Below are 19,803 nucleotides of genomic sequence, written 5' to 3'. Positions count from 1 at the left end.
CGTCGCCATCAACAAGGACGAGGAGGCGCCGATCTTCCAGGTCGCCGACTACGGCCTCGTCGGCGACCTCTTCACAATCCTGCCCGAACTCGAAAAGGCGCTGTGATCCAGCAGAGCCCGTAGACAATCGCAGGCCGGGGCGGCGAAAGCCGCTCCGGCCTCGTTGCGTCATGCTCCCGTTCGGTATTCCGTGGCACACGGTTCGGTTTTGCAGGCTTCCGCTGCGCAAAATTTACGCAGCGCTCTGGACGAAAGCCGCGCAAGCCCTTTAGTGTGCACTGCAAAATGACCAAGGGCGAAAGACCCAGGACGGGATCAGTGCAATGAGCAACATCGAAACGGTCGGCATCGTCGGCGCGGGCCAGATGGGCAGCGGCATCGCCCATGTTTCGGCGCTCGCCGGCTACGACGTGCTTCTCTACGACATCTCGCCTGAGCGCATCGAGAAGGGCATCGCCACGATCAACGGCAACATGGCGCGCCAGGTGGCGGGCGGCAAGCTGGCGGAAGCCGAGCGGCAGCAGGGGATCGCGCGCATCTCGGCGGCGCCGGCGCTCAGCGACCTGGCAGCGGCCGACCTGGTGATCGAGGCGGCCACCGAGGACGAGAGCGTCAAGCGCAAGATCTATGCGCAGCTCTGCCCGCAGCTCAATCCGGAGGCGATCCTCGCCACCAACACCTCGTCGATCTCCATCACGCGCCTTGCCGCGGCGACGGACCGGGCCGAGCGCTTCATCGGCATCCACTTCATGAATCCGGTGCCGCTGATGAAGCTGGTGGAGCTGGTGCGCGGCATCGCCACCGACAATTTGACGTTCGAGTCAGCCAAGGAATTCGTCCGGCGCCTCGACAAGACGACCACCGTCTCGGAGGATTTCCCGGCCTTCATCGTCAACCGCATCCTGCTGCCGATGATCAACGAGGCCATCTACACGCTCTACGAGGGCGTCGGCACGGTGGAGGCGATCGATACGGCCATGCGGCTCGGCGCCAACCACCCGATGGGGCCGCTGCAACTCGCCGACTTCATAGGCCTCGACACCTGCCTGTCGATCATGCAGGTGCTGCATGACGGACTGTCGGACACGAAATACCGGCCGTGCCCGCTGCTGGTGAAATATGTCGAGGCCGGCTGGCTCGGCCGCAAGAGCGGCCGCGGCTTCTACGACTACCGCGGCGAGCATCCGGTGCCGACGCGATAGTGCGCCGGGGACAGTTTGCGCAGGGGACAGTTTACTTTTTTCGGCCCGCGCGACTTCTGAACTGCTGCGGCTTTTCTGCCGAAAGAAAGTAAACTGTCCCCGGCACCTGCGGCGCGGCGGCGATTGGCCTCACCCGCCCTTGCGCGCCAGCTCGATCACCCGCCTGGCGTCGTCGCCCGCCCATTCGGCGGGGCCGTTCATGTGGGCGAGCAGGCAGCCTTCCTCGTCGATGAGCAGGGTGACCGGCAGGCCGAGGGCCAGGCCGCGCCGCTTGAGGTCGTTGAAGAGGTCGAGCGTGTTGTCGCGGTAGTAGGCGAGAGCGCCGATCTTTTCCTCCTCCAGGAACTTCTTCGGCTTCGTGTCGTCGCCGGCGTCGACGTTGACGGCGACGACCTCGAAACCGTCGTCGCCGGTACCTTTCTGCAACGCGTCGAGCGCCGGCATCTCGGCGCGGCAGGGTGCGCACCAGGTGGCCCACAGATTCATCAGCACGATCTTGCCGGCACGGTCGGCCAGCGTCATCGGCTTGCCATCGGGGTCGTTGAAGGCGAGGCTCTTCAGCGACTGCGGCGGGTCGGCCGGCAGCAGCGCGGCGACGTCGCCGGTGGCGGCCGCGGCAACGGTCTTCGCCCGCTCGGCCTTGACCGCGCAGGCATCGGGAGGGCTGGCCGGATCCGACGCGGCCGTTCCGGCGGCCTGGCCGGACGTTGCGGTGACGTCCGCGGATGGCGCCGCCGGCGTGTTGCCAGAGAAGCCTCCGCTGACATATACCGCCACCGCGCCGGCCAGCGCGCCGGCAACCATGGCGGTCAGGATGGCGCGCCAGGCGGGAATCACTTTTCTTTGCTTGCCGTCAGACATCTTTCGAAAATCTCCGGAGCCCGGGTAGCACGATGAGCGACGACAACGCCAGCAACGCGATGTGGGGTGGACGTTTTGCCTCGGGTCCGGCCGCGGTGATGGAGGCGATCAACGCCTCGATCGGCTTCGACAGAAAACTCTACGCCCAGGACATACGCGGCTCGCTGGCGCATGCCGAGATGCTCGCGGCAACGGGCATCATTTCCACCGCCGATCAAGACAAGATCGCTCACGGCCTGAACACGATCCTGAAAGAGATCGAGAGCGGCGCCTTCGCGTTCTCCACCGCGCTCGAAGACATCCACATGAATGTCGAGGCGCGGCTGGCCGAGCTGATCGGCCCCGCCGCGGGCCGCCTGCACACGGCGCGCTCGCGCAACGACCAGGTCGCCGTCGACTTCCGCCTGTGGGTGAAGGACGAGCTTTTCCGGGTCGCCGAGGCGCTGAAGGGGCTGATCGCCGTGTTCCTGACGCGGGCGGAAGAGCATGCGGCCACCGTCATGCCGGGCTTCACCCATATGCAGTCGGCGCAGCCGGTGACCTTCGGCCACCACTGCATGGCCTATGTCGAGATGTTTTCGCGCGACCTGTCGCGGGTGCGCGACGCCATCCAGCGCATGGACGAATCGCCGCTGGGGGCGGCGGCGCTCGCCGGCACCGGCTTTCCGATCGACCGGCACAGGACCGCCAAGGCGCTCGGTTTTCGCGAGCCGACCCGCAATTCGCTGGACAGCGTCTCCGACCGCGACTTCGCCCTGGAGTTTTTGTCGATCGCCGCGATATCAGCGACGCACCTGTCGCGGCTGGCGGAAGAAATCGTCATCTGGTCGACGCCGCAGTTCGGCTTCGTAAAACTGTCCGATTCCTTCTCGACCGGCTCCTCGATCATGCCGCAGAAGAAGAACCCGGACGCCGCCGAGCTGGTGCGCGCCAAGACCGGCCGGGTCAACGGCCACCTGATCGGGCTGCTGACCGTCATGAAGGGCCTACCGCTGACCTATTCCAAGGACATGCAGGAGGACAAGGAGGCCCTCTTCGATGCTGCCGAGACGCTCGACCTGATGCTCGCCGCCATGACCGGCATGGTCGGCGACATGGCGGTCGACGCGGACGCCATGAAGAAGGCTGCGGGCTCCGGCCATTCGACGGCCACCGACCTCGCCGACTGGCTGGTGCGCCGGCTTAACCTGCCGTTCCGCGAGGCGCACCACGTCACCGGCCGCGCCGTGGCGCTGGCGGAGGCGCGCAAGACCACGCTGGCGAAGCTGCCGCTCGAGGAACTGCAGGCGATCCATCCCGGCATCACCGCCGACGTGTTCTCGGTGCTGTCGGTACAGAAATCGGTCAATAGCCGCAAATCCTTCGGCGGCACCGCGCCGGCCGAAGTGCGGCGGCAGGTCCGCTACTGGAAGAAGCGGCTGGCGAAGGGGTGAGGACAATTGCATGGATGCAATGACGAAAAAACTTCGCTACAAGCGTCGCCTTGGCGAAATCGGATGGATGACAGCATGACTGCGGCACGGCTGGTGACGACGATCGCGCTCCTTGCCGCTCTCGGCACGGCGGCTGCCTGCGGCCGCAAGTCCGACCTCGACACGCCCTACGATGCGGCGGTGCAGGCGCGCAAGGATGCGGAGAGGGCAGGGGAGCCGCTGCCGCCCGAGCCGCAGAAGCCGGTTGCCGACAAGCCGTTCATCCTGGACCGGCTGATCCAGTAGCTTTTGTCGTTTCGCTTGGCGGTTATCTTGGCGCTCCTTCGCATCCCCTTCTGTCCTGCCGTAGATCTCCCCCGCAAGGGGGGAGATCGGCCGGCCGCTTGGGGTCCGCGGATCGCCAACACTGCAGAAGGGGCTAAGACGGCGAAGCTGCCAATCTCCCCCCTTGCGGGGGAGATGTCCGGCAGGACAGAGGGGGGTGCGAAGGAGTACCCGGTTTCGACTGTAATCCAGGCGCTTGCGGCCCAATGAACCACTTCGAATTCCGCGACGGCGTGCTGCATGCCGAGGACGTGCCGGTGCCGGAGATCGCGCGCGCGGTCGGCACGCCGTTCTACTGTTATTCCACGGCGACGCTGGAGCGGCATTTCAGCGTCTTCAGCAAATCCTTCACCGGCCTCGACACGCTGGTCTGCTACGCGATGAAGGCCAACTCCAACCAGGCCGTCATCGCCACGCTGGCGCGCCTCGGCGCCGGCGCCGACGTCGTCTCGGAAGGCGAGATGCGGCGGGCGCTCGCCGCCGGCATCCCGGCCGGCAAGATCCTGTTCTCCGGTGTCGGCAAGACGGCGCGCGAGATGGATTTTGCCCTTGCCGCCGGCATCCTCTGCTTCAACGTCGAATCCGAACCGGAGCTGGAACTGCTGTCGCAGCGGGCGGTCGCCGCCGGCAAGGTTGCGCCGGTGTCGCTCAGGATCAACCCGGACGTCGACGCGAAGACGCACAAGAAGATCTCGACCGGCAATGCCGAGAACAAGTTCGGCATTCCCCGCCAGCGGGCCCGCGCCGTCTATGCCCGCGCCGCCAGCCTGCCGGGGCTGAAGGTGACCGGCATCGACATGCATATCGGCAGCCAGATCACCGACCTGCAGCCCTTCGACGATGCCTTCGCGCTGCTGTCCGAACTGGTGACGACGCTGCGCGCCGACGGGCATGCGATCGAGCATGTCGATTTCGGCGGCGGCCTCGGCGTGCCCTACCGCGCCGACAACGACCCGCCGCCGCATCCCGACGCCTATGCCGACATCATCCGCCGCCATGCCGGTCATCTCGGCGTGAAGGTTATGTTCGAGCCCGGCCGGCTGATCGTCGCCAATGCCGGCATCCTCGTCTCCGAGGTGATCTATGTGAAGGAAGGCGACGCCCGCAACTTCCTGATCGTCGACGCGGCGATGAACGACCTTATCCGCCCGACGCTCTACGACGCCTTCCACGAGATCTTTCCGGTGGTGCGCCGGCCGGTCGAGGCGCCGCGCATGGTGGTCGACATCGTCGGCCCGGTCTGCGAGACCGGCGACTATCTCGGCCTGTCACGCGACCTGCCGCGGCTGGAGGCCGGCGACCTGATCGCCGTCGGCACCGCCGGCGCCTATGGCGCGGTGCAGGCCGGCACCTACAATTCGCGGCTGCTGGTGCCGGAGGTGCTGGTCAAGGGCGATGCGTTCCACGTGGTGCGGCCGCGGTCGAGCTACGAAGAACTGATCGGGCTGGATTCGCTGCCCGGGTGGCTGTGAGCGGCAGGTCGAACCGTCCGATCGGCTCTCCGGACGCCGCGAATGCCTGACGGCGCGCCGGAAACAAATCCCGGCCGAAAGCGTTCGAGACGTAAGCGCCGGCGGTGCCGGCATCACGATTGTGTAACCGCCTCGCCTTTGCCGTGTTTGCTGGTATCCTTGCGAGTCGGTGCCGGGTGACCCCGGCCGCAGCCGGAAAGGCCGATGACCGAAGCGCCCGAGAAGCCGCGGATTTCCAGACACCTCACGCAGACGCGGCTGACGACGCGCGCCACCATGGTGCTCGAACGGCTGTGGCCGCTGGTCCTGCCGCTGCTCGTCACGCTCAGCCTGTTCGCCAGCCTGTCCTGGTTCGGCCTGTTCCGGATGATGCCCGACTGGGCGCGCTTCGGCGTGCTGGCGGCGTTCGCCGCGGCCGCTATCGGCTCGCTCATCCTGCTGCGCCGCTATCGCGCCCCGACGGCCGCGGAGATCGACCGGCGCATCGAGGCGGCCAACGCGCTCGTGCATACGCCCTTGCGGGCGCAGACCGACAAGCCGACCGGCCGCCAGGACGGTTTCGCCGATGCGCTGTGGCGCGAGCACCAGCGGCGCATGGCGGTCAGGCTCGACGGCGTCGGCAGCGACCTGCCGCGCACCGGCGTTCCGCAGCGCGACCCCTGGGGTTTCCGCGCCGCGGCGGCGCTGCTTCTGGTGACGGCCTTCGCGTTCTCCTTCGGCCCGCGCGGCGGCTCTGTGGACGACGCCTTCCGCGCTGTCGCCTTCGCCGAAACCATCCCGCCGCGCATCGATGCCTGGGTGACGCCTCCCGCCTATACCGGCAGGGCGCCGATCTTCCTGAGCGCCGCCAACAATGCCGAGACCCCGGTCTTCACCGTGCCCGAGAACAGCGACGTGACGCTGCGGGTCACCGGCGGATCGGGGGCGGAGGCGCTGTTCTTCGCCGATGCCGCCGGTACGCAGCGAGAGATCAAGCCGTCCGGCACCGAGACCGGTGGCGAAGCGGCCGCACCCGCACCGGCGGCCGTGCCGTCCGTCGCTGGAGCATCCGCGGCGCGCCAGTTCACCGGCAAGCTGACCGCCGATGGCGTGCTGTCGCTGCAATCCGACGGGCGCGAGCTCGACAACTGGGCTTTCGCGGTGACGCCCGACAAGCCGCCGGTCATCCGTTTCTCGGGCGAGCCGAGACGTGCGGTGAACGGCGCCTTCGAGCTGCATTACGAGGTCGAGGACGATTACGGCGCGGCTTCCGCCAAGGCCGACTTCGCGCTGGAGGAGGCACCCGCCCCGGATGCCCGTCCGCTCTATAATGCGCCGGAGATGCCGCTCACGGTACCGCGGCGCGGCAGCCCGGACGTCGCCCAGAAGGCGACGCGCGACCTTACCGAACATGTCTGGGCGGGCAGCCGCATCAAGCTGGCGCTGTCGGCGGTGGACGACGCCGGCCAGGAGGCGAAGACGGAGACCAAGACCATCGTCCTGCCGGAGCGGCCCTTCACCAATCCGCTCGCCAGGGCCGTCGTCGAGCTGCGCAAGATCTTCTCGCTCGACGCCAACCAGAAGCAGCATGTCCTCGACCTGATCGACGCGGTCACGCTGCGGCCCGAGGACACCTTTGACAATCCGTCGCACTATCTCGGTCTGATGGCCGGCCGCACCAGCCTCAAGCTGGCGCAGACCGACGAGGTGCTGCGCGAAGTCGCCGACTATTTCTGGAACATGGCGCTGCAGATCGAGGACGGCGACCTGTCCAATGCCGAGAAGCGACTGCGCCAGGCCCAGGAGGCGCTGAAGCAGGCGCTGCGCGACGGCGCCAGCGACGAGGAGATCGACCGGCTGATGAAGGAACTGCGGCAGGCGATGAACGAGTTCCTGCGCGAGTTCGCCGAGCGGGCCGCGCGCGATCCGAACATGGCCATGCAGCAGCCGCAGCCCGGCCAGGAACTCAGCCAGCGCGATCTCGAGCGCATGATGGATCAGATCGAGAATCTTGCGAAATCCGGCAACCGCCAGCAGGCGGAGGAACTGCTTTCGCAACTGCAGGACATGATGAACAATTTGCAGGCGGGCCGCCAGCAGCAGCAGGGTGAAAGCGGCCAGCAGAGCGAGATGCGCGAGCAGATGAACAAACTCGGCGAGATCATGCGGCGCCAGCAGGAGATGATGAACGAGACCTTCCGCATGGACCAGCAGCAGCGCGGCCAGCAGCAGCGCGGGCAGGAGCGCGGCGAGCAGTTCGGCGAAGAGCAGGGCGACCAGCGTGGCCAGCAGCAAGGCCAGGGCATGACGCCCGAGGAATTCGCCGATGCCATGCGGCAGCTCCAGCAGGGCCAGGGGCAGCTGCAGGGCGATCTCGAATCGCTGATGAAGGGGCTTGAGGGCATGGGCATCCAGCCGGGCCAGGGCTTCGGCGAGGCCGGCGAGGCGATGGGGCAGGCCGAGGGCGCGCTGGGCCAGTCCGACGGCGGCCGCGCCGTCGGCGAGCAGGGCCGGGCGCTGGAGGCGCTGCGCCGCGGCGCACAGGACATGATGCAGCAGATGCAGCAGGCCATGGAAGGCGACCAGGGCGGCGGCCAGGAAGGCGGGCGCCAGCAGAACGCCGACCGCGACCCGCTCGGCCGGCCGCGCGCCACCACCGGCCCGGATTTCGGCAATTCGGTGAAGGTTCCCGACGAGATCGACGTGCAGCGGGCCCGCCAGATCCTCGATGCGATCCGCAAGCGGCTCGGCAACGCACTCAGCCCCGAGCTGGAGCGCAGCTATCTCGAGCGGCTGCTCAAGCTGCAGTAGGCTTCGAGAAGGCTTCGAGGGTGTTTGGCGCTCCTCCAGGGCGCGCCGGCTTTACACTCCGACCCCGCTGCGGAACGCCTCGCGGATAGCCTCCGCCATGCCGTCGATCGTCGCACCCGTCGCACTCGGCTTGCGGCGCAGCACGACGCGGGCGGCGTCGATGGGCGGGAACCCTTCGGCGGCCGTGAGTTCGCGGCAGCCCTCCGGAATGTTGCTGCGCGACAGCGGCGCCACCGCCAGGCCGGCGGTCGCGGCGAGCTTCAGCCCGCCGCTGGTGTCGCTCGTATAGGCGATGCGATAGGCGATGCCGCGGCTCTCCAGCGACTTCGCCACGAAGGTCTGGCACCAGGCCGAGTTCTGGTAGAAGGCAACCGGCAGCGGGACCTCCTCGTGGCGCGGATTCAGCGTCGAGGTGACCCACACCGTGGGATCAGCCATCAGGATCTCGCCGTCGGAGAAATCGTCCCACTCGAACACCACCGCAAGGTCCAGTTCGCCCGCCTCCAATGCCGCGTTCTGGGTGGCCGAATGGGCGAAGCGGACGGTGATCTCGACGCGCGGATGCCGCTTGGCGAACTCGCCCAGCGCATGCGCCACAACCGTGAAGCCGTATTCCTCGGGTATGCCGATGCGGACCGGGCCGTCGAGCGGCGCCGTGCGCAGCGACAGCGCCGTCTCGTCCAGCAGCGAGACGATGCGGCGGGCATTGCCGATGAGCGATTCGCCGCGGCGGGTCAGCTTGACGCCGCGGGAGCCGCGCTCGAACAGCACGTCGCCGACCATGCCCTCGAGCTTGCGGATCTGCATTGAGACGGCGGACTGGGTGCGCCCCATCCTGTCGGCGGCGCGGGTGACGTTGCCGGTCTCGGCGACCGCGACGAAGCTGCGCAACAGATCGCTGTCGAGATTCACAGGCCTTCCTCACCATAAGCGCTGCTGATGGCAGGCATCATTCCTATTCGTTTCCTGCATGTCAATTCGAACTGATAAGGTGACTGCGCAAACTCCGGACAGCCGTCGGCCTGTCCGACGTACGGTCCTCACTCGGCCCGCGATCGTTACGGTCGCGGGTTCTTTTTTGTTGCGCCGGCCGTCTTCACTGCGCCACATCGACTTCTTACGTGCAGGCGGGCGGATCAACCGCCGACCGGAGTTCAGCGTGCAGGCCAGAAGAACCAAAAAGCGTGCCCTCCTCGTCGTCAACCCGCGCGCCCGCCGCGGCACCGGCACGATCGCGGCAGCGGTCAAGCTGCTGGAAGAATCGGGGCTGGACGTCGACGAGGTGAAGGTCGGCGAGGGCGAAACCATTGCCGACGTCATCCGACGCGCCGCCGACGGAGTCGATCTGGTGATCGTCGGCGGCGGCGACGGGACGCTGAACGCCGCCGCGCCGGCCCTTGTCGAGACCGGGCTGCCGCTCGGCGTGCTGCCGCTCGGCACGGCCAACGACTTCGCCCGCACCCTTTCCATACCGCCCGACCTGGCCAAGGCTGCCGAGATCATAGCGACCGGGCGGCTGCGCGATTTCGATCTCGGCGAGGTCAACGGCCACCTGTTCTTCAACGTGGCCAGCATCGGCTTCAGCGCCGAGCTCGCCGCCGAACTCACCGAAAAGGCCAAGAAGCGCTGGGGGGTGGTTGGTTATGCGATCGTCGCCGCGCGGATCCTGCTGCGCTCGCGATTGTTCACCGCCCATGTCGACCATGACGGCACCACCGAGCGCATCCGCACCATGCAGATCTCGGTGGGCAACGGCCGTCATTACGGCGGTGGCATGACGGTGGAGGAGACCGCCACAGCCGAGGACGGCAAGCTCGACCTCTACAGCCTCGAGGTGGACCACTGGTGGCGGCTGCTGGCGCTGCTGCCCAGCCTGCGCAAGGGCACGCAGGGCAAGTGGGACGATGTGCGCGCTTTCCAGACCACGGAGGTGACGATCCGCACCAGCCGGCCGCGGCCGGTCAATACGGACGGGGAGCTGTCCGCCTACACGCCGGCGCATTTTCGCATTCTGACGAAGGCGATCCGGGTGTTCGCGCCACCGCCCGAGGCGCTGGCGAAGCCCGCGCCTTAGCAAACAGTCCTCAGGCGTCGCCCTTGACCACGCCGACGAAGGGCAGTTCGCGGAAGGCGTGCGCGACGTCCATGCCGTAGCCGACGACGAAATAATCGGGGCAGTCGAAGCCGACATAGTCGGCGTTGAGCGTGGTCTGCCGGCGCATGCGCTTGTCGAGCAGCACGGCGATGGAGCAGCTCCTGGCGCCGCGCGACAGCATCAGCTCGCGGGTGAAGCGCAGCGTCTTGCCCGATTCGAGGATGTCGTCGATCAAAAGCACATCGCGGCCCTTCACCTCGTTGTCGATGTCGCGCAGCACCTTGACCTCGCCGCTGGTGGTGCCGGCGCCGTAGCTGGAGATGAAGATGAACTCGACCTCGGGCGACAGGCCGACATCGTGCATGGCGCGGATCAGGTCGGCCGCGAAGACGAACGATCCCTTCAGGATCGAGATGACCAGGAGGTCGTGATAGTCGTGCTCGGCGATCTCCTTGGCGAGCTCCAGGTTGCGACGGGCGATCGCCGAGGCGCTGAACAGCACCTCGATCTCCTTGTTGCGAACCACCGGCATAGGCTGATCCTCACTCGGCAAAAGTCACGGACACGGATTTCACCCCGTTTCTAGGCACGTCGAGCCGGCTCGAAAAGGCAAAACGCTCGCCCGGGCCGAGGCTGCGCGACACTGTCCCCAGCTTGTAGCGTGTGACCGTCCCGTCAAGCCCCGCCACGCGGATTTCCAGGGGCGGCAGCTCCGCCCGCGCCGCGCCGTCATTGCCGGCCTCGCCGTCGACGCGCAGCAGCGGTCTTGGGCCCGACAGGTCGACGCGCGAGACGACGCCGGACAAGGTCAGGGCGGCGGGTTGCGCGCCCGCGTCCCGCGGATGCAGCAGCGCATGGCCGCCGGAGACCCAGAAGGCCAGCGCCACGACCATCAGCCCCGCCGTCCAGAAGACGGTCCCGCCCGGCTTGGTGAACGGAGCCGCGGCCGGCGTTCCCGCCGCCAGGAACGCCAGGCCGTCGCGTGCGGCGCTCGGCAGCGCGGCCGATGAGGTCGCGGCAATGGCGACCGTCTCGAACTCGGCCTGCACGACGTCGGAGCCGGCAAGCGGAAGGGATTGGCCCGCGCCGTTCCGGCGCGCAGCCATGATTTCGCCGGAAACCGGGCGTGCGGTGCGCCACTCGGCCATGCGCTTCTCCTCTCTGCCGCCGGGGCGAACGGAGTTGGTCGCAGCCATATCACCGCTTCTGGCTTAACCGCCGGTTAACCATGCAGGCGGATGGTCGATTCGAACGAAAAGGCCCGCGGGCGGGCCGGGGAAAGCACGAGTTTCAGCCTTGATCCGCTTCGAAAATGTCGGCTTGCGCTACGGGATGGGCCCGGAGATCCTGCGGGACATCTCCTTCCAGATCCCGCCGAGCTCGTTCCAGTTCCTGAGCGGGCCGTCGGGTGCCGGCAAGACCACCTTGCTGCGGCTGCTGTTCATGTCGCTGAAGCCGACGCGCGGGCTGATCAATGTCTTCGGCAAGGATCGCTCACGCATCACCCGGCAGGAACTGCCGCTGATGCGCCGGCGCATCGGCATCGTCTTCCAGGATTTCCGCCTGCTCGACCACATGACCACCTACGAGAACGTCGCGCTGCCGCTGCGCGTGCGCGGACGCGAGGAGGCGAGCTATCGCGCCGACGTGTCGGAACTGCTGAAATGGGTCGGGCTGGGCGAGCGCATGCATGTGCTGCCGCCGGTGCTGTCGGGCGGCGAGAAGCAGCGCGCGGCGATCGCCCGGGCGCTGATCGAGCAGCCGGAAATCCTGCTCGCCGACGAGCCGACCGGCAATGTCGATCCGCCATTGGCGCGCCGTTTGCTCAGGCTGTTCATCGAGCTCAACCGGCTCGGCACCGCGGTCGTCATCGCCACGCATGACCTTGCCCTGATGGACCAGGTCGACGCCCGCCGCATGATCCTCTCCGGCGGGAGGCTCGATATCTATGATTGACATGCCGGTGGAGGTCACGGCGGAGACGCCTCAAGCCACGACGGCGGGACGCGGGCGGACACGCCGCGCGCCGGCGCCGATCGTGCCGGCCACCGGCGTCGCCGGCCGCGCGCTGGTGCTGGTGATCGCCATCATGACCTTCCTGTCCTGCCTGACGCTGGGGGCGGTCACGCTGGTGCGCGATACCGCGGCGGTGTGGCAGAACCAGATCGCCCGCGAGGCGACGATCCAGATCAAGCCGTCGGACGGGCTGGACATGGAGGGCGCGCTCGCGGAGGCGGCGCGTCTGGCCGGCCAGGCGCGCGGCGTGACCGGCGCGCGCATCGTCGACCGTGCCGCCACCGCACGGCTGCTGGAGCCGTGGCTGGGTTCCGGGCTGAATCTGGACGAGCTGCCGGTGCCGCGCCTCGTGGTGGTGACGGTAGACCGCACGAACCCGCCCGATTTCGCAGCCTTGCGGGCGGAACTCGCCGCGAAGTTACCGTCGAGTTCGCTCGACGATCACCGCACCTGGGTCGACCGGCTGGTGGCGATGGCACGCACGACGGTGATGCTCGGGGCTGCCGTGCTGGTGCTGATGCTGTCGGCGACGGTGCTGACGGTGGTGTTCGCCACGCGCGGCGCGATGGCCGGCAACGGGCACATTATCGAGGTGCTGCATTTCGTCGGCGCCGAGGCGAAATTCATCGCGGCGGAGTTCCGCCGCCATTTCCTGCTCACCGGCATGAAGGGCGCGGCGGCGGGCGGCATTGCCGCCATCGTGGTGTTCATCGGCTTCTCGTTCTGGTCCAGCCGCAACCTGGCGACGCCAGAAGGCGACCAGGCGGCCGCGCTGTTCGGCAATTTCGCCATAGGTGCGGCCGGCTATGCCGGCGTGGCGCTGATCGTGCTGGTGATCGGAGCGCTGACGGCGGCCACGTCGCACGTCACCGTCGTCGCCTATCTGAACGACCTCGAGATCCGGCAGCCGGACGGATGACGCGCGGAACGCACCCGCGATGCGCGCAACGCTGTCATTCCGCGCGAATCGGAGCTATCCATTGATGATGCTGGAAGCGATTTCCACTGATTCCCGCAGGCGCCATGGCCGCGGGCGCGGAGCCGGCTCCCTGTTGCGCCTGGCGGCGTCGGCGACGGTGGGCGTCGCCGTGCTTTTCCTCTGCGGCTTCGGCCTGTTCGCGCAGCATGTTAGCATGCTGTCGACGCCGAAGGACGTGGCGCCGGCCGATGCGATCATCGTGCTCACCGGCGGCCAGGCGCGGCTCGACACGGCACTCGGCCTGCTGCAATCGGGCAAGGGCAAGCGGCTGCTGATCAGCGGCGTGCATCCGGCGGCGAGCCGCGAATCGCTGCGCGCGGCGACCGGAGGCGACCGCGGACTGTTCTCCTGCTGCGTGGACATCGACCATGCCGCGCTCGACACGATCGGCAACGCCGAGGAAAGCGCCAAATGGATGGAGAACCACGCCTACGGCCGGGTGATCCTCGTCACCAACAACTATCACATGCCGCGCAGCCTGCTGGAGATGGAGCGGCTCGTCGACGGCGCCGAGCTGGAGCCCTATCCGGTGGTGACGAGCCGCCTGAACGGCGGCCAGTGGCTGACCAAGCCGGCGGCGCTGCGGGTGATGTTCACGGAATACACGAAATACGTCGCGGCCCTTGCGCGAACCGCCCTGCCGGCCAATGCGATGGCGCATGACGAGATTCACACCGCCACCATCCCGACGCCGGTGCCGGCGCCGCGCTGAACCGGCCGCACGTCGTCACACGCCCGGCCTCGTCTGGCCGCGGCGCCGTTGTGCAACGGCGGGTCGCTGATGTAGGAACGCGGAAACTCCGCAGGACCCTCGGCCCTTCATGCTCGTCATCCGATCGCTGCTGTTCAACGCCGTCTTCTATGTGAACCTGATCGCCCAGATGATCCTGTGGGCGCCGCTGTTCTTCCTGATGCCGCGCAAGCAGGCGTGGTTCGTGCCGAAATTCTGGGCGCGTTCCAGCCTGTGGCTGCACCACAGGCTGGCCGGGACGAAGAATGAGATTACCGGCCTCGAGAACCTGCCGGACGGCTCCTTCATCCTGGCGCCGAAGCACCAGTCGTTCTGGGACGCGATCGCCTTCTTTCCCTGCCTTCGCGACCCGCTCTACATCCTCAAGCGCGAGCTCACCTGGATACCGTTCTTCGGCTGGTACATCCTCAAGATGCGGCTGATCCCGGTCGACCGCGGCAGCCGCTCGCGGGCGCTGAAGAAGGTCGTGGCCGACACCAGGCGGGAGATGGCGGAAGACCGCCAGCTCATCATCTATCCGGAGGGCACAAGGCGTGCGCCCGGCGACGAGCCGCTCTACAAATACGGCATCGTCGAACTCTACGCACAACTCGGCATGCCGGTCGTGCCGGTCGCCCACGTCGCCGGCCTGTTCTGGCCGCGGCGAAAGTTCCTGCGCTATCCCGGCACCATCAAGGCGCGCTTCCTGCCGCCGATCCCGGCCGGGCTCGACAAGGAGGAATTCATGCGGCGCCTGATCGCCGAGACGGAAGCCGGCTGCGACGCGCTGCTGATCGACGCGGCACGCACGCCCGGCCACCCGCCGCTGCCGCCGACCGCGGTGAAGCGGCTGGCCAAGCTCGGCGTATCGGCGTAGCTGCCCGTCCGGCATGTTTATGCGGCATCGGGCATGATCCGCGATCGGTTGCAGCTTGCTGTTGACGAGCCTGCCTCCGACCGTATAGTCCGCAGCCGTTCAGGCCCTCGGGCTTGGCCCCTGTGGCGGAATTGGTAGACGCGGCAGACTCAAAATCTGTTGCCTTCACGGGCGTGCTGGTTCGATCCCGGCCAGGGGCACCATCCTTCTGACGGAGCGCAGCTCTGACCGCCATGCTCCAGCCGGCCGACAGCTACGATGCCCTCTATCGCGGCTTTCGCTGGTCGATCCCCGAACGCTTCAACATCGGCGTGGCGGTCTCCGACCGCTGGGCGGCGCGGGAGCCGGACCGCGTCGCGCTGCTCGAATTCAGAGGGGAAGGCGAGCCGGGCCTGCTGACCTACGGCGATCTGTCGGCCCGGTCGAACGCACTGGCCGGAGCGATGCGGCGGCAGGGGGTAGGACGGGGCGACCGCGTCGCGCTGCTCCTGCCGCAATCGTTCGAAACGGCGATCGCGCATGTCGCGATCTATAAGCTCGGTGCGATCGCGGTGCCGCTGGCGCTGCTGTTCGGCGTCGAGGCGCTCGAATACCGGCTGCAGACGGCAGGCGTGAAGGCGGTGGTCACCAACCACGCCGGCAATGCCAAGCTGGGTGCCATCCGCGGCCGGCTGCCGGACCTGGAACTGGTCGTGTCGATCGACGGCGAGGGCGGCGGCGCGCTCGGCTTCCACCGGCTGGTCGCGGACCATCCAGCCGTGTTCGATGCCGTGGACACCGGTCCGGACGACCCGGCGATGATGATCTTCACCTCCGGAACGACCGGACCGCCCAAGGGCGCGCTGCACGGCCACCGGGTGCTGCTCGGGCATCTGCCGGGCGTGCAGTTCCATCACGAATTCCTGCCGCAGCCGGGCGACCGCCTGTGGACGCCGGCCGACTGGGCCTGGGCGGGCGGCCTGCTTAACGTGCTGTTGCCCGGCCTCTATTTCGGCGTGCCGGTGGTGTCGGGCCGCTTCGAGAAGTTCGACCCGGAGGCGGCGCTCGGCCTGGTCGAGAAGATGGGCGTGCGCAACGCCTTCATCCCGCCCACGGCGCTGAGAATGCTGAAGTCGGTCTCCGGCATCCGCAAGCGCTTCCGCCTCGACCTGCGCACCGTCGGGTCGGCCGGCGAGGCGCTGGGGCGCGAGACCTACGAATGGGCGCGCGACGAATTCGGGCTGACGGTCAACGAGTTCTACGGCCAGACCGAATGCAACATCGTGCTGTCGTCCTGCGCGGCGCTCGGCGTCAGCCGCGGCGGCGCCATCGGCAAGCCGGTGCCCGGCCATGAGGTCGCCGTGATCGACGCCGAGGGGCGTCCCGTGCCGCCCGGCACGGTCGGGCAGATCGCGGTGCGGCGGCCCGATCCGGTGATGTTCATCGGCTACTGGCAGAACGACAAGGCGACCCGCGAAAAGTTCATCGGCGACTGGATGACCACCGGCGACCAGGGCACCGCCGACGGCGACGGCTACGTCCAGTTCTTCGGCCGCGACGACGACGTCATCACCTCGGCCGGCTTCCGCATCGGCCCCGGCGAGATCGAGGACTGCCTGACCGGCCACCCGGCCATCGCGCTGGCGGCCGCCGTCGGCAAGCCCGACCCACTGCGCACCGAGATCGTCAAGGCCTATGTCGTGCTGCGCGACGGGTTTTCGCCGAGCGAGGCGCTTGCCGCGGAAATCCGCGACTGGGTGCGGGTGCGACTGTCGGCGCACGAATATCCGCGCGAGGTCGAGTTCGTCGATTCGATGCCGCTGACCACGACGGGAAAGGTCATCCGCCGGATTTTTCGCGACCGGGCGCGGCGGGAGATTGAGGGTTGAAACAAGAGGATTAAGGCGAAACCGTTTCGTGCGGCTTGGGGAACTGGGCGAAACCAAAGAAGTATATCGACTAGCTCGCGCGTGCTGGACAGGAAGCGAAGCCACCAACTTCGGTAACTCCGCGATATGATCGTGGAATTCAACTTGCTGGATCGCGAATGATCGAGAACTACGCCATCGTTGTTTTCTGGTCCGAGCCCGACCACGCATGGATCGCCGATGCGCCGGATCTAAAGTCCTGTTCCGCGCATGGTGCCACGCCTGAAGAGGCGATCTCGGAGTTGAACATAGCAATGGCCGCCTGGTCGATGCGGCGCGGGCGCACGGTCATGCTTTACCGGAAGCGCGGTTTAGACAATCGCTTCCTGCGGCGGAATAGACCCCTGTTGCGGGTGTAGTGCATATCGCAGGCGTGACACACCCGATCCGGTTGTTCGTCACCGCCTGAGCAGCCCCTTCAGACGGTTGCGCAGGATGCGCGCCATGTTGCGCGTCTCGCGATGCAGGTGGAGCTGCGAGGCGGCCTGGCGCACCAGCCGGTCGGCGGTGGGCACCATGCCGATGACGACCGTGCCCATCTTGCGGCGCTCGCTCCACAGCCGGCTCATCACCGGATGGTCGGGCACGGCGCAGGAATCGGTGGCCTCGATGTTGGGGTCGTCGAGATGCTGCTTGGTCACCTCGATCATCAGCAGCGTGCCGGGCGAGAACGCCGCATGGGCCTCGTCATAGGCGGTCTTCCAGGTATAGGCCATGCCGGCCTCGACGAAGACGATCAGCGCCGCGATCGGCTCGCCGTCGAGGGTGAGCAGATGGACGCGGCACATGTCCTGCTCGGCGAGGCGGTGGACCGCCTCGCGGGCGAAGGCGGCGCGGAAGCGGTCGATCGCCATGGCGGTGCGCTGCCGGCCCTTCCAGCCCGATGCCTCCAGGGTGAGGAAGGCCTCCAGCCCGTTGCGCACATCCTCCTCGGCGCGGGCCACGACGTGTTCCAGCCGGCCCTTGTCGGCCAGCCGGCGCTTCATCCGCCGGAACTCGCGATAGTGATGCGGGCGCAGCGCCTGCTTCAGGTAGGCGTCGCCTTCGAGGTCGCTCTGCAGGAAGGGCCGCTTCAGATAGGCGGTGGTCTCGATCGGCAGGCCGCGAGCGTCGGCGACGGCCGTCAGCAGCGACGCGACCGGGCCGTCGAGCCGCATCTCCGGCAGGACCAGGACCTTGGGCAGCTTCAGATGCGGGCGCGACAGCATGTCGAAGAAGTCGCCGACCACGCCGGCCGGGTCGTCGCGGTCGAGCAGCGGCGTGCCCAGCGGGCCGAACGGGCTCGACCAGCTGCGCATGACCGTCACGCCGAGCGGCACCGGCGGACGCTCGATCGAAAAGGGCACGAGCAGGCGCAGGCGCGACCTCTCCTCGCCGCCGTCGCGGATGACGGCAAGCCGCACCTCGCGGTCCTCGAGGCGCGGCATGGCCGGCGCCAGGAAGCGCGGGTTGAAGAAGACGTTCGGCTCGATCGTGCGCACGCACAGATGGTCGAGTTCCTCGACCAGGCCGAAGCCGGCGGAAGCCGGGTAGATGCTGAGGCGGCGCAGCCGCTGCGGATTTTCGATGCGCTCCTCATGCGACGGCCGCTCGGCGGCGGTACCGCCCAGGCCGGCGAGCCCGGAGATCATCGCCCCCGCCGGACCGCCGCTTATCTCCTCGATCAGTGGCTGGGCGACCATCACGGGTTCCTTCCGGCGGAAAGCGGCACCGCGAAGATCACCATGGCGATCCCGAGCTTGCGCCATGCGGTGAAGGACAGCGCCGCCGCCTCGAAGCTCATCGATATGGCCGTGGCGAAGGCCGCGCCCCACAGGCCGAACAGCGGGATCAGCACGACGCTCAGCGCGACGTTCAGCGCCAGCGTCAGCGCGTAGACGAGGGCGCAGACGTTCTGGTTGCCGCTCATGGTGAGCAGGCTCTCGCACGGGCCCACCGCGGCGCGCGCCACCACGCCGATGACCAGCGGGAACAGCAGCGGATAGCCGGCGGCGAAGCCCGGCCCGAACAGCGCCAGCATCGGCTCGCCGAGCAGCAGCACGACGCCGGCCATCACCAGCGACGGCCAGAAGGTCCACGCCACCGTCTCGCGGGCGAAGCCGGCCAGCCGATCGCTGTCGCCATGGGTGAACTGGGCATAACGCTGGGCGACCCCCGCCTTCACCGCGAAATAGACGAAATGGACGAGCGCCAGCGTCTTGACCGTGGCGAAATAGACCGCGACGTCTTCAGGCTGCATGAACATGCCGACCATCAGCACGTCGGCATTGGTGAGGATGAAGAAGAAGCTCTCCACCAGGAAGATCGGCAGCGACACCGCGATCCAGCTTTTCAGGTGGATGCTGCGCGGGCCGGCAGGCAGCCGCCGGTCGACATTGGCGGTGGTGCCGATGAGCTGAACGACCGTGGTGGCGTAGGTCGCCAGGATCGCCGCCCAGATCGCCACCTCGGCGGAGCCGGGATAGCCGAGAAGCAGCGCGCCGGCCATGAACACCAGGATCAGCACAGGGCGCGTGATGTAGGTCGGCGCCAGCGCCGAGATGACCCAGGAATGCGCCCGCGCCATGCCCTGCAGCAGGTCGGACAGCGCGATCATCGGCAGGCAGAACAGGCCGAGGATGAAGGGCAATACGTAATAGGATTCGATCCGTCCGGCCGACAGCCGGAGCACCAGCATGGCGGCGAGCGCGATGGCGGTGGAGGCGAAAAGCACGAACAGCCGGCTGGTCAGCAGCACGCCGCGCAGCTCGGCCAGCATGCCCTTCTCGCGGTATTCCGGGATGAAGCGGATCACCGAGGTGTGGAAGCCGAAGCAGGAGATGTTGCCGGCGATCACCATGGTGGTCCAGACCAGCACGAAGATGCCGTATTCGAAGCTGCCCATCCAGCGGGCGAGCAGCACCTGGCTGAGGAAGGCGATCGTCGCGCTGAAGACGCGGATGCCGAAGGCGATCAGCGACATGCGGCCGGCGGCGCCGCGCTCGCCGGGTGCCAGCACCACGGCGTCGATCCGGTCGACGAGCGGCCGCAGCCTGAGAGCGAGGCGCTCGGGCAGAAGCCTTTCGGCCGTCGTTGCCGCGGAAAAGCGCACGCGTTACTCTCCGAATTCCGCCGGTA

18 protein-coding genes, 1 tRNA gene and 1 pseudogene are annotated in these 19,803 nt (G+C 67.7%); 14 read left to right on the top strand and 6 right to left on the bottom strand.

Annotation, left to right across the window (positions count from 1 at the left end):
- Together AC5JDC_RS18185 and AC5JDC_RS18180 are read left to right on the top strand one after the other, a co-directional pair.
- Positions 1-106: pseudogene (locus AC5JDC_RS18185) on the top strand (electron transfer flavoprotein subunit alpha/FixB family protein); the annotation flags it as partial.
- Between the two features lie 217 nt (positions 107-323).
- The gene (locus AC5JDC_RS18180) at positions 324-1,202 is read left to right on the top strand and encodes a 3-hydroxybutyryl-CoA dehydrogenase (protein WP_106775580.1); all 879 of its coding nucleotides are present in this window, start codon (positions 324-326) and stop codon (positions 1,200-1,202) included.
- 129 nt (positions 1,203-1,331) lie between these two features.
- On the opposite strand, the gene tlpA is transcribed toward AC5JDC_RS18180, so the two are convergent.
- A complete protein-coding gene (gene tlpA / locus AC5JDC_RS18175) occupies positions 1,332-2,063 on the bottom strand; it encodes a thiol:disulfide interchange protein TlpA (protein WP_495843341.1) in 732 nt (243 codons plus the stop codon).
- A 32-nt stretch (positions 2,064-2,095) separates the two neighbouring features.
- On the opposite strand from tlpA, the gene argH reads away from it, so the two are divergent.
- The 4 genes from argH to AC5JDC_RS18155 all read left to right on the top strand — a co-directional run bounded on the left by argH (position 2,096) and on the right by AC5JDC_RS18155 (position 8,082).
- The gene (gene argH, locus AC5JDC_RS18170) at positions 2,096-3,496 is read left to right on the top strand and encodes an argininosuccinate lyase (protein ID WP_495843340.1); all 1,401 of its coding nucleotides are present in this window, start codon (positions 2,096-2,098) and stop codon (positions 3,494-3,496) included.
- Between the two features lie 75 nt (positions 3,497-3,571).
- The gene (locus tag AC5JDC_RS18165) at positions 3,572-3,781 is read left to right on the top strand and encodes a hypothetical protein (RefSeq protein WP_495843337.1); all 210 of its coding nucleotides are present in this window, start codon (positions 3,572-3,574) and stop codon (positions 3,779-3,781) included.
- 245 nt (positions 3,782-4,026) lie between these two features.
- The gene (gene lysA / locus AC5JDC_RS18160; protein WP_495843335.1) at positions 4,027-5,292 is read left to right on the top strand and encodes a diaminopimelate decarboxylase; all 1,266 of its coding nucleotides are present in this window, start codon (positions 4,027-4,029) and stop codon (positions 5,290-5,292) included.
- Positions 5,293-5,496: 204 nt separating this feature from the next.
- The gene (locus AC5JDC_RS18155) at positions 5,497-8,082 is read left to right on the top strand and encodes a TIGR02302 family protein (RefSeq protein WP_495843333.1); all 2,586 of its coding nucleotides are present in this window, start codon (positions 5,497-5,499) and stop codon (positions 8,080-8,082) included.
- Positions 8,083-8,133: 51 nt separating this feature from the next.
- Here AC5JDC_RS18155 and AC5JDC_RS18150 read toward each other — a convergent pair whose 3' ends face one another.
- Positions 8,134-8,994 carry a LysR family transcriptional regulator gene (locus tag AC5JDC_RS18150; RefSeq protein ID WP_245428652.1) on the bottom strand — a complete coding sequence of 287 codons (861 nt, stop codon included), beginning with the start codon at positions 8,992-8,994 and terminating at the stop codon, positions 8,134-8,136.
- Positions 8,995-9,241: 247 nt separating this feature from the next.
- Between AC5JDC_RS18150 and AC5JDC_RS18145 the strand changes: the two genes are divergently transcribed.
- Complete coding sequence (locus AC5JDC_RS18145) at positions 9,242-10,156, top strand: lipid kinase (RefSeq protein WP_106775573.1); 915 nt, start codon at positions 9,242-9,244, stop codon at positions 10,154-10,156.
- Positions 10,157-10,166: 10 nt separating this feature from the next.
- Here AC5JDC_RS18145 and hpt read toward each other — a convergent pair whose 3' ends face one another.
- Positions 10,167-10,709, bottom strand: coding sequence for a hypoxanthine phosphoribosyltransferase (gene hpt, locus AC5JDC_RS18140; RefSeq protein WP_106775572.1), 543 nt, complete (start codon positions 10,707-10,709; stop codon positions 10,167-10,169).
- Positions 10,710-10,719: 10 nt separating this feature from the next.
- Positions 10,720-11,325, bottom strand: a complete 606-nt coding sequence (locus AC5JDC_RS18135; RefSeq protein ID WP_495843330.1) for a hypothetical protein — start codon at positions 11,323-11,325, stop codon at positions 10,720-10,722.
- A 148-nt stretch (positions 11,326-11,473) separates the two neighbouring features.
- On the opposite strand from AC5JDC_RS18135, the gene ftsE reads away from it, so the two are divergent.
- The 7 genes from ftsE (at position 11,474) to AC5JDC_RS18100 (ending at position 17,045) form a co-directional block, all read left to right on the top strand.
- On the top strand, positions 11,474-12,133 hold the full coding sequence (gene ftsE / locus AC5JDC_RS18130; RefSeq protein ID WP_106775570.1) for a cell division ATP-binding protein FtsE: 660 nt from the start codon (positions 11,474-11,476) through the stop codon (positions 12,131-12,133).
- A complete protein-coding gene (locus AC5JDC_RS18125) occupies positions 12,126-13,112 on the top strand; it encodes a cell division protein FtsX (RefSeq protein ID WP_495843328.1) in 987 nt (328 codons plus the stop codon). The genes ftsE and AC5JDC_RS18125 overlap by 8 nt, the downstream gene beginning before the upstream one ends.
- A 64-nt stretch (positions 13,113-13,176) precedes the next feature.
- Positions 13,177-13,884: a YdcF family protein gene (locus AC5JDC_RS18120; protein ID WP_106775569.1), complete on the top strand. Its 708-nt coding sequence runs from the start codon at positions 13,177-13,179 to the stop codon at positions 13,882-13,884.
- A gap of 109 nt (positions 13,885-13,993) precedes the next feature.
- Positions 13,994-14,779, top strand: a complete 786-nt coding sequence (locus AC5JDC_RS18115; RefSeq protein WP_495843326.1) for a lysophospholipid acyltransferase family protein — start codon at positions 13,994-13,996, stop codon at positions 14,777-14,779.
- Between the two features lie 116 nt (positions 14,780-14,895).
- Positions 14,896-14,982 (top strand) — tRNA-Leu (locus tag AC5JDC_RS18110).
- Between the two features lie 30 nt (positions 14,983-15,012).
- On the top strand, positions 15,013-16,647 hold the full coding sequence (locus AC5JDC_RS18105) for an AMP-binding protein (RefSeq protein WP_495843325.1): 1,635 nt from the start codon (positions 15,013-15,015) through the stop codon (positions 16,645-16,647).
- Positions 16,648-16,805: 158 nt separating this feature from the next.
- A complete protein-coding gene (locus AC5JDC_RS18100) occupies positions 16,806-17,045 on the top strand; it encodes a type II toxin-antitoxin system HicB family antitoxin (RefSeq protein ID WP_495843323.1) in 240 nt (79 codons plus the stop codon).
- Positions 17,046-17,084: 39 nt separating this feature from the next.
- Here the strand turns inward: AC5JDC_RS18100 and AC5JDC_RS18095 are convergent, their stop codons facing one another.
- Together AC5JDC_RS18095 and AC5JDC_RS18090 are read right to left on the bottom strand one after the other, a co-directional pair.
- Entirely contained in the window at positions 17,085-18,368 is a 1,284-nt protein-coding gene (locus AC5JDC_RS18095) for a GNAT family N-acetyltransferase (protein ID WP_106775566.1), read from the bottom strand.
- Positions 18,368-19,777 carry an oligosaccharide flippase family protein gene (locus AC5JDC_RS18090; protein ID WP_495843321.1) on the bottom strand — a complete coding sequence of 470 codons (1,410 nt, stop codon included), beginning with the start codon at positions 19,775-19,777 and terminating at the stop codon, positions 18,368-18,370. The genes AC5JDC_RS18095 and AC5JDC_RS18090 overlap by 1 nt, the downstream gene beginning before the upstream one ends.
- Positions 19,778-19,803 lie beyond the last annotated feature (26 nt).

Source organism: Kumtagia sp. (assembly GCF_059502445.1).
This window is presented reverse-complemented; position numbering and strand designations above follow the sequence as displayed.